At 69.1% G+C, this 13,327-nt stretch carries 15 protein-coding genes; 8 read left to right on the forward strand and 7 right to left on the reverse strand.

Annotation, left to right across the window (positions count from 1 at the left end):
* Positions 1–81 precede the first annotated feature (81 nt).
* Positions 82–1,689: a M4 family metallopeptidase gene (locus EV651_RS27800; protein WP_133788212.1), complete on the reverse strand. Its 1,608-nt coding sequence runs from the start codon at positions 1,687–1,689 to the stop codon at positions 82–84.
* A 168-nt stretch (positions 1,690–1,857) separates the two neighbouring features.
* On the opposite strand from EV651_RS27800, the gene EV651_RS27805 reads away from it, so the two are divergent.
* Entirely contained in the window at positions 1,858–2,949 is a 1,092-nt protein-coding gene (locus EV651_RS27805; RefSeq protein ID WP_133788213.1) for a DNA polymerase domain-containing protein, read from the forward strand.
* 66 nt (positions 2,950–3,015) lie between these two features.
* Positions 3,016–3,489, forward strand: a complete 474-nt coding sequence (locus EV651_RS27810; protein ID WP_133788214.1) for a carboxymuconolactone decarboxylase family protein — start codon at positions 3,016–3,018, stop codon at positions 3,487–3,489.
* Between the two features lie 6 nt (positions 3,490–3,495).
* On the opposite strand, the gene EV651_RS27815 is transcribed toward EV651_RS27810, so the two are convergent.
* A complete protein-coding gene (locus tag EV651_RS27815; RefSeq protein ID WP_133788215.1) occupies positions 3,496–4,269 on the reverse strand; it encodes an SDR family oxidoreductase in 774 nt (257 codons plus the stop codon).
* Positions 4,270–4,361: 92 nt separating this feature from the next.
* A complete protein-coding gene (locus EV651_RS27820) occupies positions 4,362–5,147 on the reverse strand; it encodes an SURF1 family protein (RefSeq protein WP_238157235.1) in 786 nt (261 codons plus the stop codon).
* 78 nt (positions 5,148–5,225) lie between these two features.
* Between EV651_RS27820 and moaA the strand changes: the two genes are divergently transcribed.
* Positions 5,226–6,239, forward strand: coding sequence for a GTP 3',8-cyclase MoaA (gene moaA, locus EV651_RS27825; RefSeq protein WP_133788406.1), 1,014 nt, complete (start codon positions 5,226–5,228; stop codon positions 6,237–6,239).
* A 71-nt stretch (positions 6,240–6,310) separates the two neighbouring features.
* Here moaA and EV651_RS27830 read toward each other — a convergent pair whose 3' ends face one another.
* Together EV651_RS27830 and EV651_RS27835 are read right to left on the reverse strand one after the other, a co-directional pair.
* Positions 6,311–6,532, reverse strand: coding sequence for a hypothetical protein (locus EV651_RS27830; RefSeq protein WP_133788216.1), 222 nt, complete (start codon positions 6,530–6,532; stop codon positions 6,311–6,313).
* A gap of 190 nt (positions 6,533–6,722) precedes the next feature.
* On the reverse strand, positions 6,723–7,118 hold the full coding sequence (locus EV651_RS27835) for a DUF3099 domain-containing protein (protein WP_133788217.1): 396 nt from the start codon (positions 7,116–7,118) through the stop codon (positions 6,723–6,725).
* A gap of 73 nt (positions 7,119–7,191) precedes the next feature.
* On the opposite strand from EV651_RS27835, the gene EV651_RS27840 reads away from it, so the two are divergent.
* The 5 genes from EV651_RS27840 (at position 7,192) to EV651_RS27860 (ending at position 11,652) form a co-directional block, all read left to right on the forward strand.
* Positions 7,192–7,404 carry a dodecin gene (locus EV651_RS27840; RefSeq protein ID WP_133788218.1) on the forward strand — a complete coding sequence of 71 codons (213 nt, stop codon included), beginning with the start codon at positions 7,192–7,194 and terminating at the stop codon, positions 7,402–7,404.
* Between the two features lie 121 nt (positions 7,405–7,525).
* Positions 7,526–8,230 (forward strand): 3-oxoacyl-[acyl-carrier-protein] reductase, encoded by a 705-nt coding sequence (fabG, locus tag EV651_RS27845; RefSeq protein WP_133788219.1) that lies wholly within the window; start codon positions 7,526–7,528, stop codon positions 8,228–8,230.
* 41 nt (positions 8,231–8,271) lie between these two features.
* Complete coding sequence (gene fabI, locus EV651_RS27850) at positions 8,272–9,048, forward strand: enoyl-ACP reductase FabI (protein WP_133788220.1); 777 nt, start codon at positions 8,272–8,274, stop codon at positions 9,046–9,048.
* Positions 9,048–10,742 (forward strand): Mur ligase family protein, encoded by a 1,695-nt coding sequence (locus EV651_RS27855; protein ID WP_133788221.1) that lies wholly within the window; start codon positions 9,048–9,050, stop codon positions 10,740–10,742. The genes fabI and EV651_RS27855 overlap by 1 nt, the downstream gene beginning before the upstream one ends.
* 52 nt (positions 10,743–10,794) lie before the next feature.
* The gene (locus EV651_RS27860; RefSeq protein ID WP_133788222.1) at positions 10,795–11,652 is read left to right on the forward strand and encodes a hypothetical protein; all 858 of its coding nucleotides are present in this window, start codon (positions 10,795–10,797) and stop codon (positions 11,650–11,652) included.
* On the opposite strand, the gene EV651_RS27865 is transcribed toward EV651_RS27860, so the two are convergent.
* Together EV651_RS27865 and EV651_RS27870 are read right to left on the reverse strand one after the other, a co-directional pair.
* Complete coding sequence (locus tag EV651_RS27865; RefSeq protein WP_133788223.1) at positions 11,638–12,804, reverse strand: Dyp-type peroxidase; 1,167 nt, start codon at positions 12,802–12,804, stop codon at positions 11,638–11,640. The two genes, EV651_RS27860 and EV651_RS27865, sit on opposite strands and share 15 nt — an antisense overlap.
* A complete protein-coding gene (locus tag EV651_RS27870; RefSeq protein ID WP_238157236.1) occupies positions 12,801–13,316 on the reverse strand; it encodes a copper chaperone PCu(A)C in 516 nt (171 codons plus the stop codon). The genes EV651_RS27865 and EV651_RS27870 overlap by 4 nt, the downstream gene beginning before the upstream one ends.
* Positions 13,317–13,327 lie beyond the last annotated feature (11 nt).

Genomic DNA, 13,327 nt, shown 5'->3' on the forward strand with positions numbered 1-13,327 from the left:
GGGGCCAAAACGTTTGTTCACCGGTCCTGTCCGCCCCAGTGGGACAGGACCGGTGAGCTCTCAGGTTGTCAGTTCACGTTGTCAGTTGACGCTGACAGCCGACCAGGTGGCGGCGACGGCGGCCCGCTCGGGGCTGCTGGCGCCGTACAGGTCGGTGGCCGCGTTCAGCGTGGCAGTCCGGGCCTGCGCGTACGTCGTACCGCTCGTCATGTACGTCGTCAGCGCGCGGAACCAGATCTTGCCGAGCTTGTCGTGCCCGATCCCGGTCAGCGTCGTGCCGTTGCAGGTGGACCCGTTGTGCGGCAGGCCGCCGATCGTCTTCGCACCGGTGCCCTCGGCCAGCAGGTAGGCGAAGTGGTTCGCCACGCCGGAGGAGTAGTGCACGTCGAGGTTGCCGACGCCGGAGGACCAGCAGTCGGCGGAGTTGCCGTCCTTGCTGGGCTTGTCCATGTAGCGGAGCGCCGGGCGGTCCTTCATGATCTCCTCGCCGATGTAGTAGTCACCGGGGTCGGAGGCGTTGTTGGAGTAGAACTCGACGAGCGTGCCGAAGATGTCGCTGGTCGCCTCGTTCAGGCCGCCGGACTCACCCGAGTAGGTGAGGTTCGCGGTGTGCTCGGTGACGCCGTGGGACATCTCGTGGCCGGCCACGTCGATCGAGACCAGCGGACCCGCCACGACGTTGTCGCCGTCGCCGTACGTCATCTGCTTGCCGTCCCAGAACGCGTTCACGTAGTTGGAGCCGTAGTGCACGCGGCTCGGGACGCCCTTGCCGTCGCCGAAGATCCCGTTCCGGCCGTGCACGTTCTTGTAGTAGTCGAACGTCGTCGCGGCGCCGTAGTGCGCGTCGACGGCGGCCGTGGCGCGGTCGGAGTTCACGCCGGTGCCCCAGTGGTTGTCCGCGTCGGTGAACCGGGTCGGTGCCGTGCAGCCGAAGCCGAACAGCTGGCACAGGAGCGAGTCGGTCTTGTTGTTCGCGTCGGCGGTGTAGCCCCCGCCGCGGGTCGCGTCGGTCAGCGTGAAGCCGCCGGTCGCAGTGGAGGTCTGCAGCGGCACGGTCCCGCTGTACAGGCTCTTGCCGTCACCGGTCGCGGTCTCGATGTGCTGCTCGCTGACCAGCTTCGCGCCGGTCAGGGCGTCCACCGTCGTCGTGATGCGGCTCGGCGTACCGTCGGCCTGGGTGCCGACCGCCGTGACCAGGTAGGCCAGCCGCGGCGCGCCCTTGCGGGCCTCGATCACCAGACTCGGCTTGCCGTCGGCCTTCAGGCCCTTGGCGAGTGCCTTCGTGGTAGCGGTCGCGCTGCTGACCTTCGGCGTACGGGCGACGTTCGCGCTCCTGCCCAGCGACAAGCTGGCGCCCTTGAAGGCGCCGTCCTTCGACTGGTGCACGACAACGTCGCCGCCGAGAACCGGCAGGCCACCGATCGTGCGGTCCATCCGGACGTGGCTGGCGCCGTCCTTGTCGACGATCACGTCCTTGACCACGAAAGCATCGGCCGTCGTGGCCCGCAGCGCGGTCAGGTGGCTGCTGATCGACTCCTTGGCCTTGGCGACGGCCGCGGCCGGGGTGGGGACAGGGGACGCCGTCGGCGCACCGGTTGCAGTGCCTGTTGCTGTGGTGGCGCTGGTCAGTCCGAGGGCGGTGGTGGTCGCCACTGCAGTCGCAGCGGCGAACAGGGCGGATCTGTTCATCCTCGCGCTCCTTCTCAGGTGTCCCGGGGGCCTCACGCCCCAGGAACGAGGTGCAGGAACGTTACCGCCCGGTCACCTACCGTGGCCAGAGGTCGAGAAAAGTTGCCTTTCCCGTGCGCCCAACGGAAATCCTGCGGATTTGTCCGGCCGGGGCGATACCGTCACGGCATGGCGAAGAGCACAGCGGTGATGCTCACCGTGGGGGACCGGGAGGTCCGGGTGTCCAGCCCCGATCGGGTGGCCTACGAGGCGACCGACTGGGCTCCGGAGGTCACCAAACTGCAGGTCTGCGAGTACTTCGTTGCGGTGGCTCCCGCGTTCATGCGGGCGTCGGGCGACCGCCCGGTCGCCCTGGAACGCTGGCCCGGCGGATGGCGCGAAGGGATGACGCTGTCGGTGGATGCGACCGGTCGTCAGACGGGGGACGGCTTCTACTCGAAGCGGCTCCCGAAGGGCGCTCCCGACTGGCTCGAGACCTGCCGCGTGCTGACGCCGAACGGGCGCCCGATCGACGAGCTGTGCCTGAGCGAGCCCGCCGCCGCGGTGTGGGCAGCGCAGATGGGCACGCTGACCTTCCACCCGTGGGCTGTTCGCAAGGGCGATCTGGACCGTCCCGACGAGCTGCGGATCGACCTCGATCCGCAGCCCGGCGCGACCTTCGCCGACGCCCGGCGGGTGGCCGGCGTCGCCCGTGAACTGCTCGAGGAGCTCGGCCTGCGGGGGTATCCGAAGACCAGCGGCAACCGCGGCATCCACATCTACGTGCGGATCCGGCCGGAGTGGAGCTTCGACGAGGTCCGGCACGCCGCCATCGGCCTCGGTCGCGAGCTCGAACGCCGCGACGACGGCGTGACCACCGCCTGGTGGAAGGAGCAACGCGGCGAGGCCTCGATCTTCCTGGACTTCAACCAGAACCTCCGGGACCGTACGGTGGCGGGCGCCTGGTCGCTCCGGCCGCGGCCGGGGGCGCCGGTGAGTACGCCGCTGACGTGGGAGCGGCTCGCCGAGGTCGACGATCCGCGGGCGTTCAACCTGCACACGGTTCCGGAGTACCTCGCCGACGGTGACCCGTGGGCGGACATGGACGACACGGCGTACCCGCTGGAGCCGTTGCTGCGACTGTGGGACGAACTCCCCGGCGGCGAACTGAACTTCCCGCCGGACTACCCGAAGATGCCGGGTGAGCCGCCCCGGGTCCAGCCCAGCAAAAAGGTCGCTGAGCACTGGGACGAGTTGGGCAACCGCATCATCCCGGACTGACACTTTGCAGGGCCGTCTCGTCGGATGGGTGTCAACAAGCTCATTTCGCTAGGAGAGACACCTCTTATGGACGCACGTCTGGATCTGTTCACCAACCCCGTCCTCACCAAGTTCATCAAGCACCTGAACAGCGCGGCACGGGTCGCGATGTCGGTCGGGATCCCGCCCAGCACCCTCGAGCTGATGGAGCTGCGGATCAGCCAGATCAACGGCTGCGCGGTCTGCGTCGACATGCACTCGAAGGATCTCGCGCACCACGGCGAGACCGCGGTCCGGATCAACCTCGTCGCGACGTGGCGGGAGGCCACCGTCTACACCGAGGCCGAACGCGCCGCGCTCGCGCTGGCGGAAGCCGGCACCCGGATCGCCGACGCCGCCGGCGGGGTTCCCGACGACGTGTGGCTGAACGCCACCAAGCACTACAACGAGGAGCAGCTGGGCGCCCTGGTCGCGGTCGTCGCCGGCATCAACACCTGGAACCGCCTCAACGTCATCACCCAGCAGCCCGCAGGCGACTACGTCCCCGGCCAGTGGGGCTGAGGCGGGTCAGAACGTGCGGAGGGCGCCGCCGTCGATCGGGATGATGGCGCCGGTGACGTACGACGCAGCGGGGGACAGGACGAACGCGGCGACCCGGCCGAACTCGTCGGGCGAGCCGTAACGGCGCAACGGGATGGTTTTCTCGGACGCACGCCGGGCGGCGTCGGGATCCCCCGACTTGCCGTCGAGCTCCTTGAGGCGGTCGGTCGCGATCCGGCCCGGCATCAGGCCGTTCACCCGCATCCCGTTCGGTCCGAGCTCGTCGGCGAGCGTCTTCGCCACCATCGCGAGCCCGGGCCGCAGACCGTTCGAGATCGCCAGGCCGGCGATCGGGGACTTCACCGACGACGAGAGCACGAACGCGATCGAGGTGTCCTCGGCGCCGGCTCGGGCGACGGCGCGAGCGATCCGCAACCCGCCGAGGAACACGCTGTCGAACGCCGACCGCCAGTCCTCCTCGTCGGTGTCCAGCGCGGTCCCGGCCCGCGGTCCGCCAACGCTGATCAACGCGCCGTGCAGCTCGCCCCACTTGGCGATCGCGGTCGCGGCCAGCCGCTCCGCGCTGTCCGGGTCGGCGTTGTCGACGGGAATCCCGACGACGTTCCCGCCGAGCCCTGGTAACGCGTTCAGCTCGGCCGCGGCCCGCGCGATCGACTCCTCGTTCCGGCTGGAGATCACCAGCCGGGCGCCTTCGGCGGCCAGCGCCTTGGCCGTGGCGAAGCCGAGTCCGGCACTCGCGCCGGTGACGATATAGGTGCGATCACGCAGTCCGAGGTCCACACCACCATCCTGCCCCACCGCACTGCGCGGCGCATCTCGTGCCCACGGCAGGAACCGTTGTTGCGCAAGGCAACGAGCAGGACCGGCCGTCCTCAGTCCGGCGCTCCGGCATGAGCTTCGGGTCGTTCGACGGCTTCGGGCTGCTGTTCCGCGGGCTTGCCGGTCACCTGCTGCCGGGAGAAGTAGACGAGCCCGCCGATGGCGAGCAGCGCGAAGAAGAACCACTGCAACGCGTAGAAGAAGTGCGGCCCGTCGTCGATCTCCGGACCGGGGAACGAGCCGAACGCCGGGTCGTTCGCCGGCTCCTGCTTGTCCACGGTGACGTAGCCGTCGTACAGGTTCAGCCCGAGCACCTTCGCGTAGTCCGGGCCGTTGATGAGTCGCGCCGTACCGTCGTCCGGTGTCCCGCCGTTGGTGTGGCCTCCGCGTTCGCTGCGCTGCAGGCGGCCGGTGACGGTCACCTCGCCGGCCGGTACGGCGGGGACGTGCTGCGGCATCAGCTCCGAGCTCTGCCGGGCCAGGAAGCCGCGGTCGACCAGTACCGCCTTCCCGTCCGCGAGGACGAGCGGCGTGACGATCTCGAAGCCGGGCTTGTCCTGGACGTTGCGGTACTTCAGGACGACCTGTTTCGAGGCGTCGTACCGGCCCTTGACGATGACTGTGCGCCAGGCGTGCTGGTCGCCGACGACGCCCGGCGGACCGAGAATCTGGTCGATCGGGGCGGCCGGAGCCGCCAAGTTGGTCCGGGTCACCTCGTTGCGCGCCTTACGTTCGTCGAGGCGGTGCAGCTGCCAGCGACCGAGCTGCACGCAGACGCCGGCGAGCACGAGCACGCCCAGCGCGGCGACGATCCAACGGAGGTTCAGGAGACGACCCACGTCTCGAACTTAAGCCATCCCCTGAAACCGCAGACGCGCGGCACGTACGCTGGGGGCGTGACGACGATCCAGACGGCGATGATCGAGGCCGGGACGCGAACCGGTCTGGCGGACCGCTACGGCCGGACCGCGACCGACCTGCGGGTGTCGCTCACGGACCGTTGCAACCTGCGCTGCACGTACTGCATGCCGGAAGAGGGCCTGGACTGGCTCGCGAAGCCCGAACTGCTCACCGACGACGAGATCGTCCGCCTGGTGTCGGTCGCGGTCACGCACCTGGGCGTGCACGAGATCCGCTTCACCGGCGGCGAACCGCTGCTCCGGCGCGGTCTGGTCGACATCGTCCGCCGTACGACGGAACTCGTGCCCCGCCCCGAGGTGTCGCTGACCACCAACGGGATCGGTCTCGCGCGGCAGGCTGTCGCGCTGAAGGACGCCGGCCTGGACCGGGTCAATGTGAGCCTCGACACGGTCGACCAGGAAACGTTCAAGAAACTGACCCGGCGGGACCGTCTGCAGGACGTGATCGCCGGGCTGGAGGCCGCGCACAACGCCGGTCTGACGCCGGTGAAGGTCAATGCGGTCCTCATGCGCGGCGTGAACGACTCGGATGCGCCGCAATTGCTGGAGTTCTGCCTCGAGCGCGGTTACGAACTGCGGTTCATCGAGCAGATGCCGCTGGACGCGCAGCACGGCTGGGACCGGTCGACGATGATCACCGCGGACGAGATTCTCGGCATGCTCACCGAGCGGTTCCACCTGACGCCGGACGACGCTTCGAAGCGGGGAAGTGCGCCGGCCGAGTCGTTCCTGGTCGACGGCGGACCGCAGACCGTCGGCATCATCGCGTCCGTCACGCGCCCGTTCTGCGGCGACTGCGACCGGGTCCGGCTGACCGCCGACGGGCAGGTCCGGGACTGCTTGTTCGCGCGCACCGAGTCCGACCTGCGGACCGCGCTACGGGCCGGCGCCGACGACGCCGAACTGGCCGACCGCTGGCGTCGTGCGATGCTCAACAAACTTCCGGGTCACGGCATCAACGATCCGAGCTTCCTGCAACCGTCCCGCCCGATGTCCGCGATCGGCGGTTGAGCGCATACCGGCCCAATCCGGAAATGCAGTTTTTCGCTAGCCACCCGGGCGAGCTCGTCGTCAAAACAACGTCATGCGCTGAATGGCTCGACCTCGCGCAGGAATGACCTCCGGTCGAGGAAGTCGGACAAGCTGTCCTTGTGTTCGTCACAGGCCAGCCAGGTCTTACGCCGGTCGGGAGTGTGGATCTTCGGGTTGTTCCACAGCAGCGCCCAGGTAGCAGGGTTCCCGCAGCCCCTGGCGGAGCAGGTGGTCGGCAGGGCCGGTGCAGTCGATCCGGCTTCTTCAGTCATCCGCGGGTGCCATTCCTCTGCATTCCTGATGCCTCAATAATCAATAGCCTGGGCAAAATGAAGCGACGTCGGACAGCCACGGGGGGAGCCGTCCGACGCCGCATCAAGTCCCTGAATTCCACTCATGAACTTCAAGGCACGCGGGAGATTCTGACACGGATCAGTCCAAGTTTTCCAGTCCCGGCCAAGATCACTTTTCGGTGTCGGCCGGACGGTCCTGAGAAGCGTCCCGAGACGTGTCCTGGGAAGCGTCCCGAGAAGTGTCGTGGTCGGCGGGTACGACGACCGTCGGACGGTCCCCGATCGCGGGCCGCGCGGGGGCGATGTACGGGTCGGCGGCGGGCGCCGTCACGGACCGGTGGGCGTTCGCCAGGACCACCGCGAAGTACGGCAATGCGATCGCACCGACGACGAAAAGCCAGCGCCACGGGGACGGGGTGACGACGGCGAGGACGAAACAGACGATCCGGATCGACATCATCCAGGCGTAGCGCACGATCCGGCTGTCCAGATCCTCGGACCGGCCCGGCTGCGCACTCGTCACCGAGACGACCGTCGCGTCGCTCCGCTCATGGCGTTTCGACATCTATCCTCCTCACCAATAGCAACGGTACGCCGCGCCGCGCGCTCGGGCGCAGCCGGATGGAGAGAGGTTCGTCATGACCGATCGCACCTACCGGGTCACGGAGATCGTCGGCACCTCGAAAGAGGGCCTCAACCAGGCGATCACCAACGGCATCGCCAGGGCCGGAGAGACCCTGCGGCACCTCGACTGGTTCGAGGTCAGTGAGATCCGCGGCCACATCGAGGACAACCAGATCGACCACTACCAGGTGACCATGAAGGTCGGCTTCCGCCTCGAAGACTCCTGAGAGGTCGCGCGGATAGGTGGCGCCTGCTGCGCGCCGCCCCACCTATCCGCGCGACCTCTAAGTCAGAAGCACTCCGCCCGGTGGGATAGCGTTCCTCCGTCCGACGATGTGAGGAGCGCTTGTGGGTAGGTCTGTGTTGGTGACCGGCGGCAGCCGGGGGATCGGGCTGGCGATCGCGACCGCGTTCAAGGAGGCGGGCGACCAGGTCGCTGTCACGTACAACACCAGCCCGCCGCCGGAGGGCTTCCTCGGCGTGAAGTGCGACATCACCGATCAGGCCCAGGTCGACGCGGCCTTCGACACGATCGCGGAGCAGCACGGACCGGTCGAGGTGCTGGTGGCGAACGCCGGCATCACCCGCGACACGCTGCTGCTGCGGATGTCCGACGACGACTGGGACTCGGTGATCGAGACCAACCTCACCGGCTCGTTCCGGGTCGCCCGGCGGGCGGCGAAGGGCATGCTGCGGCTGCGCAAGGGCCGGATCGTGTTCATCTCCTCGGTGGTCGGCCTGCTCGGCTCGCCGGGTCAGGTGAACTACGCGGCCAGCAAGTCCGGCCTGATCGGCATGGCGCGCTCGATCGCCCGCGAGCTGGGCGGCCGCGGCATCACCGCGAACGTGGTCGCGCCCGGCTTCGTCGAGACCGACATGACCGCGGTCCTGCCGGAGGAGACCCAGAAGCAGTATCTGAGCCAGATCCCGCTCGGCCGCTTCGGGCTTACCGAGGAGATCGCGAACGCGGTCCGGTGGCTGTCGTCGGAGGAGGCCGGCTACATCACCGGCGCGGTGATCCCGGTCGACGGCGGCATCGGCATGGGCAACTGAAAACACAGTCACTCTAGAAACACAGTCACTCTAGAAAGGGCATGCCGGTGGGCATCCTCGACGGCAAGCGGATCCTGGTCGCCGGAGTCACCCTCGACTCGTCGATCGGCTTCGCCACGGCCAAGGTGGCGCAGGAACAAGGCGCCACCGTGCTGATCTCGAACTTCGGCCGCGCGCTGAGCATCACCAAGCGGATCGCGAAACGGCTGCCGACCGAGCCTCCGGTGCTGGAGCTCGACGTCACCAACGCCGAGCACCTGGCCGCGCTGCCGGACGCTGTCCGTGAGCACGTCGACGGGCTCGACGGGGTGGTGCACTCGATCGCCTACGGCAACCCGGAGACGATCCTCGGCGGCAAGTTCCTCGAAGGACCGTGGGACGACGTGGCGCAGGCCCTCCACGTGTCGGCGTACAGCCTGAAGGCGCTGGCCGTCACCTGCGCGCCGCTGATGAGTCGTGGCGGCAGCGTCGTCGGGATGACCTTCGACGCGACCGTGGCCTGGCCCGGCTACGACTGGATGGGGGTCGCGAAGGCCGCTCTGGAGTCCACGAGCCGGTACCTGGCGCGCGACCTCGGCGCGCAGGGCATCCGCTGCAACCTGGTGTCGGCCGGTCCGCTGAAGACCCTGGCCGCGAAGGCGATCCCGGGCTTCGAGAAGTTCGAGGAGCCATGGCTGGACCGTGCCCCGCTGGGCTGGGACCCGTCCGACCTGGAGCCGACCGGGCGCACCATCGTTGCCCTGCTCAGTGACTTCTTCCCCGCGACCACCGGCGAGATCGTGCATGTCGACGGCGGCTACCACGCGATGGGAGCGTAGTGGCAACCTCGTTGGTAGAGCTCCGCGTTCTCGACGGCGCCAATCTCTACTTCAGCCGGGCCGCCATCAAGCTGACGCTGGACGTGTCGGCGATCGCGGACGCGCCCGCTCCCGCGGCGAAGGCCTATGCGCAGGCGATCGGGCTCGGTGCCACCCGGCCGGGGCGGATCGGGTCGGGGTTCCGGCAGCGGTTCGCGATCCGGGTCGTCGGTCACGTCGTACGGCGGATCGCCCGGGAGGCCGGGATCGGGCGGATCGGCGTCCGGGTCCGCCCGGAGTCCGACGTACGGCGACTCGTGGTGGCCTTCCCGTGGGCGCACGAAGGACGCGCGCGGGCGCTCGGGGCGGCGATCGTCGAGGTGCTGGACGCGTTCGGCCCTGAGCACTCTGATGATCTCAGCGAACTGATCCACACCGTGGGCGAGCGGGTGCGGGACGAGCCGCCGGGTAACCCGCCGCCGACGCTGCGGCCGAAGGTGCCGGTCGTCGCGGTGACCGGGACGAACGGCAAGACCACGACGTCGCGGATGATCGCGCACATCGGGCGCGCCGCCGGGCTGCACGTCGGCTGGTCGAGCACCGACGGCGTGTACTTCGACGGCGAACTCGTGAAGTACGGCGACTTCTCCGGGCCGAGCGGCGCCGGGCAGGTGCTGTCGCAGCCGGGCATCCAGCTCGCGGTGACCGAGACGGCCCGCGGCGGGATCCTGCGCCGCGGGATCGGCGTCGCGTACAACGACGTCTCGGTGGTCACCAACGTGTCCGCCGATCATCTCGGGCTGGGCGGGATCGACACCGTGGACCAGCTCGCCGAGGTGAAGGCGGTGATCACGCAGATCACCCGGCCGCGCGGCTGGTGCGTGGTGAACGGCGACGACCCGCGGACGTTCGCGATGCGGCTCGGCTCGCCGGCCAAGTGCTGGGTGTTCTCCCGCGACCCCGACTCGCCGTCGATCCGGACCGTGCTCGACGAGGGCGGCCGCGCGACGACCGTGCTGGACGGGTTCGTGACCGTGCTCGACACGTCCCGCGACCCGGAGCCGTTGCTCAAGGTCGCCGACGTACCGATGACGCTGTCCGGGCTGTCGCACTACAACGTCGAGAACACGCTGGCCGCGGCGTCGGCGGCGCTCGGGCTCGGGCTGCCGCGGGCGGCCGTGATCGAGGGTCTGAGCTCGTTCGCGCCGAACGAGAACAATCCCGGCCGGATGAACATGTACTCGCTGCGCGACTTCACCGTCGTCATCGACCTCGCGCACAACGAGGCCGGGCTGGAGGCGCTGCTCGAGATCATGAACGGCGTCCGGCCGGCCGGCGGACGGCTGATGCTGGCGCTCGGATCGCCGGGGGACCGGGCCGACGAGATGGTCGCGACGCTCGGTGCGATGGGCGCGCGGGCGACCGACCGGATCGCGATCGGCCACAAGAGCGACTACCTGCGGGGGCGGCCGCCGGAGGAGCTCGAAGCGGTCTTCCGCGAGGGTGCGGCGTCGGTCGGCGTGGACGACGTGCCGGCGTTCCCGACCGAACTGGAGGCGGCGCAGGCACTGGTCGCGGAGGCGCGGGCAGGCGATGTGGTGGCGGTCATGTCTCTGCAGGATCGGGCGAGTCTTGACGGCTGGTTGCGGTCCGAGGGAGCTACTGTCGACACACCGGAGACCTTGAAGAGCAAGGTCGAGAGAGCCCAGCACTAGCCCTGCCGCCGCCGTTCTGACGGCACAGTCAGGGTGGGAACGGGGTTGTGTGATGCGCTACCTGTGGTCGATTCCGGCCGCGGTGGTCGCCTGGTTCGTGGGCGGCTTCTCCGCGACGTATCTGAAGGGGCTGCCGGAGGGTACGACGTACTTCGTGCCGCCGCGGATCGATCTGGTGGTGCTCGGCGGGTTCGCCGGCGGTGTGCTGGCCGGACTGTTGATCGGGCGGATCCGGATCGCCGTACCCGTCGTGCTGATCGTTGCCGCGGGCATGTGGTGGCTGACCGGGAGTCCGCTCGGAGATCTGCTGGTCACGTTGCTGGTGGCAAGCGCTCTCGGCGGGTTCTTCGGTGCTCTGGGCGCCAGGAGTTCGGTCGTCGCGGCGTTCGCGCTGGCGCTGCCGGTGGCCTGGACGGCGCTGCGGCCGGCTGAGCAACTGGCCGACTGGCGGTGGCTGTGGCAGCTGAACGGTCTGCTCGTCGGCGCCGGGCTCGCGATCCTGCTGTACGTCGCGTGCTGGAAGCGCGGCTGGCGTTCGGTGGGGTCCTGGATCCCGTTGACCGGGTTCTATCTGGTGTGTTTCGGCATCGTCGCGTCGGTCCGGCTGGTCAGCCAGTCGACCGGGAAGCCGATGGACGCGGTCGGTGACGCGTCGACCGAGGCGTTCTTCCAGTCGTTCGAGCCGCTGCTGCGCGAATACTGGCCGTGGATGGTGGTCGGCGTCCTGCTCGCGATCCCGATGGTGGCGCTCAAGCTGCGCGCCCTCCCGCCGCCACCGCCGCCGATCGACCCGTACGCCGACAAGTCGAACGACGCCGTACTGTCCGACGACCTCGACTGGATCGACCAGGAAGAACCCCGCCGCCGCCTCCTGCCGCGGCGTCCCAGCGTGGAGTCAGCTCAGGAGTGACTGCCCGAGCCACCCGCCGGGCCGGAAGCCGGGTGGGAGGGCGAAGACGGCCGAGCCGATGGTGGTCGTCCACTCGTTGAGGGCGTCGACCGCGTCCAAGCGGGCGAGCAGCGGGAGGAACTGGCCCGCGACGTCGGCCTGGTGGCTGAGGAAGACGAGGCCGGACTCGCGGGTCGCGCCGGTGTCGTGGACGTAGTTCAGGCCCTTGCGGAAGATGCGGCGGCCGTCGTTCTCGCTGTGGTGCGCGAGGCGGGCGTGCGCGTTCTGCGCGATGACGAGCCGGCCGTCGGCGTCGCGGGCCTCGAGGTCGAGTTCGTCGTGCTCGGCGGTGCCGGTCAGCGGGGCGCCGGTGGAGAGTTTGCGGCCGACGGCGCGTTCCTGCTCGGACCGAGTGAGTTCGTCCCAGGTGTCGAGGTTCAGCCGGATCCGCCGTACGACGAGCGTCGTGCCGCCGCGGAACCAGTCCGGGCCGTCGGCGGACCACACGGTCTGGTCGAACTCCGGCGTACCGAAGGCGGGATTGCCGGTGCCGTCGACCTGCCCGAACAGGTTGCGGCCGGTGACCGGTTTGCCGTCCGGGCCGGTGCTGTCCCAGAAGCCCGTCTGGCGCCAGAGCGGGGTCGCGAACGGTTTCGCGTCCGCGATCAATCGCCGTACGGCATGCACCACGCTGACCGCGTCGTCCGCGCCGACCATCACCAGCAGGTCACCACCTGACCAGGCAGGATCCAACCTGTCGTGCTTCATCACCGGCAGGTCGTCGAGCCCGCGCGGCCGCTGCCCGGTCAGCTCGAACACCCGCAGCCCGAACCCGACCGTCACCGTCACGCTCTTGTTGGCCACTGCCAACTCGGGCGCGGTGTCTCCAGGTGCGCCCCGCCCATCGGCCAGCGCGACGAGATCGCTCGTCCAGAGCCGCATCAGCCGTCCGAGCCCCGCCCGATCGGTCCCGAGCTTGAAGCTGACCAACTCGGCCGCCGCCGGCGCGACGCGGGCGATCCCGGCTTGATGGTCGCCGTACGGCGAAATAGTCCGGGAGACGGGCGTCTCGGTGGCGCTGTTGTTGTCGAGAGCAACGACAGCGCCACCGGTGGCCGCGGCGCCTGCAGCGGCCGCACCGGCGTACCCGAAGAACTGTCGTCTGGTGGTCACTTGGTACTGGGCGTCGGGTGGTAGTGCTCTTCTTCCTCGGTGAACGCCTTGACCGGGACCTTGAGGTCGTGGCTGGTGTTGTCGGAGAACTCGAGCGTGAGCGGGACCTCGTCGCCGGGATTCAGCGGCCGCTTCAGGGACATCAGCATGATGTGGTCACCGCCGGGGGAGAGATGGGCGTGGGAGACGGCGGGGACGGTGATGCCGCCGGGCTTCTCGCGCATCACCATCTTGCCGTCCTGCATCGCCATCTCGTGCAGTTGCACCACTGCGGCGACCGGTGAAGTTGCCGAGGTCAACTTCACGTCGGTGTCACCGGGATTGGTCAGGGACAGGAACGCGGCCGTCATCGTGGTGTCCTTCGCGCCGGTCGTCGCCCGCACCCACGCGTCCTCGACCAGCACGCCTGGAGAGGTCACCGCCGCCTCCTGAGTGGCCGGCTTTTCCGTCGAACCACACGACGACACCAGGAACGTGACCACGGCCGCAGCCATCAGCAACTTCGTCTTCACGCAACGGCCAA

The organism is Kribbella sp. VKM Ac-2571, assembly GCF_004362255.1.
Lineage (GTDB): Bacteria > Actinomycetota > Actinomycetes > Propionibacteriales > Kribbellaceae > Kribbella > Kribbella pratensis.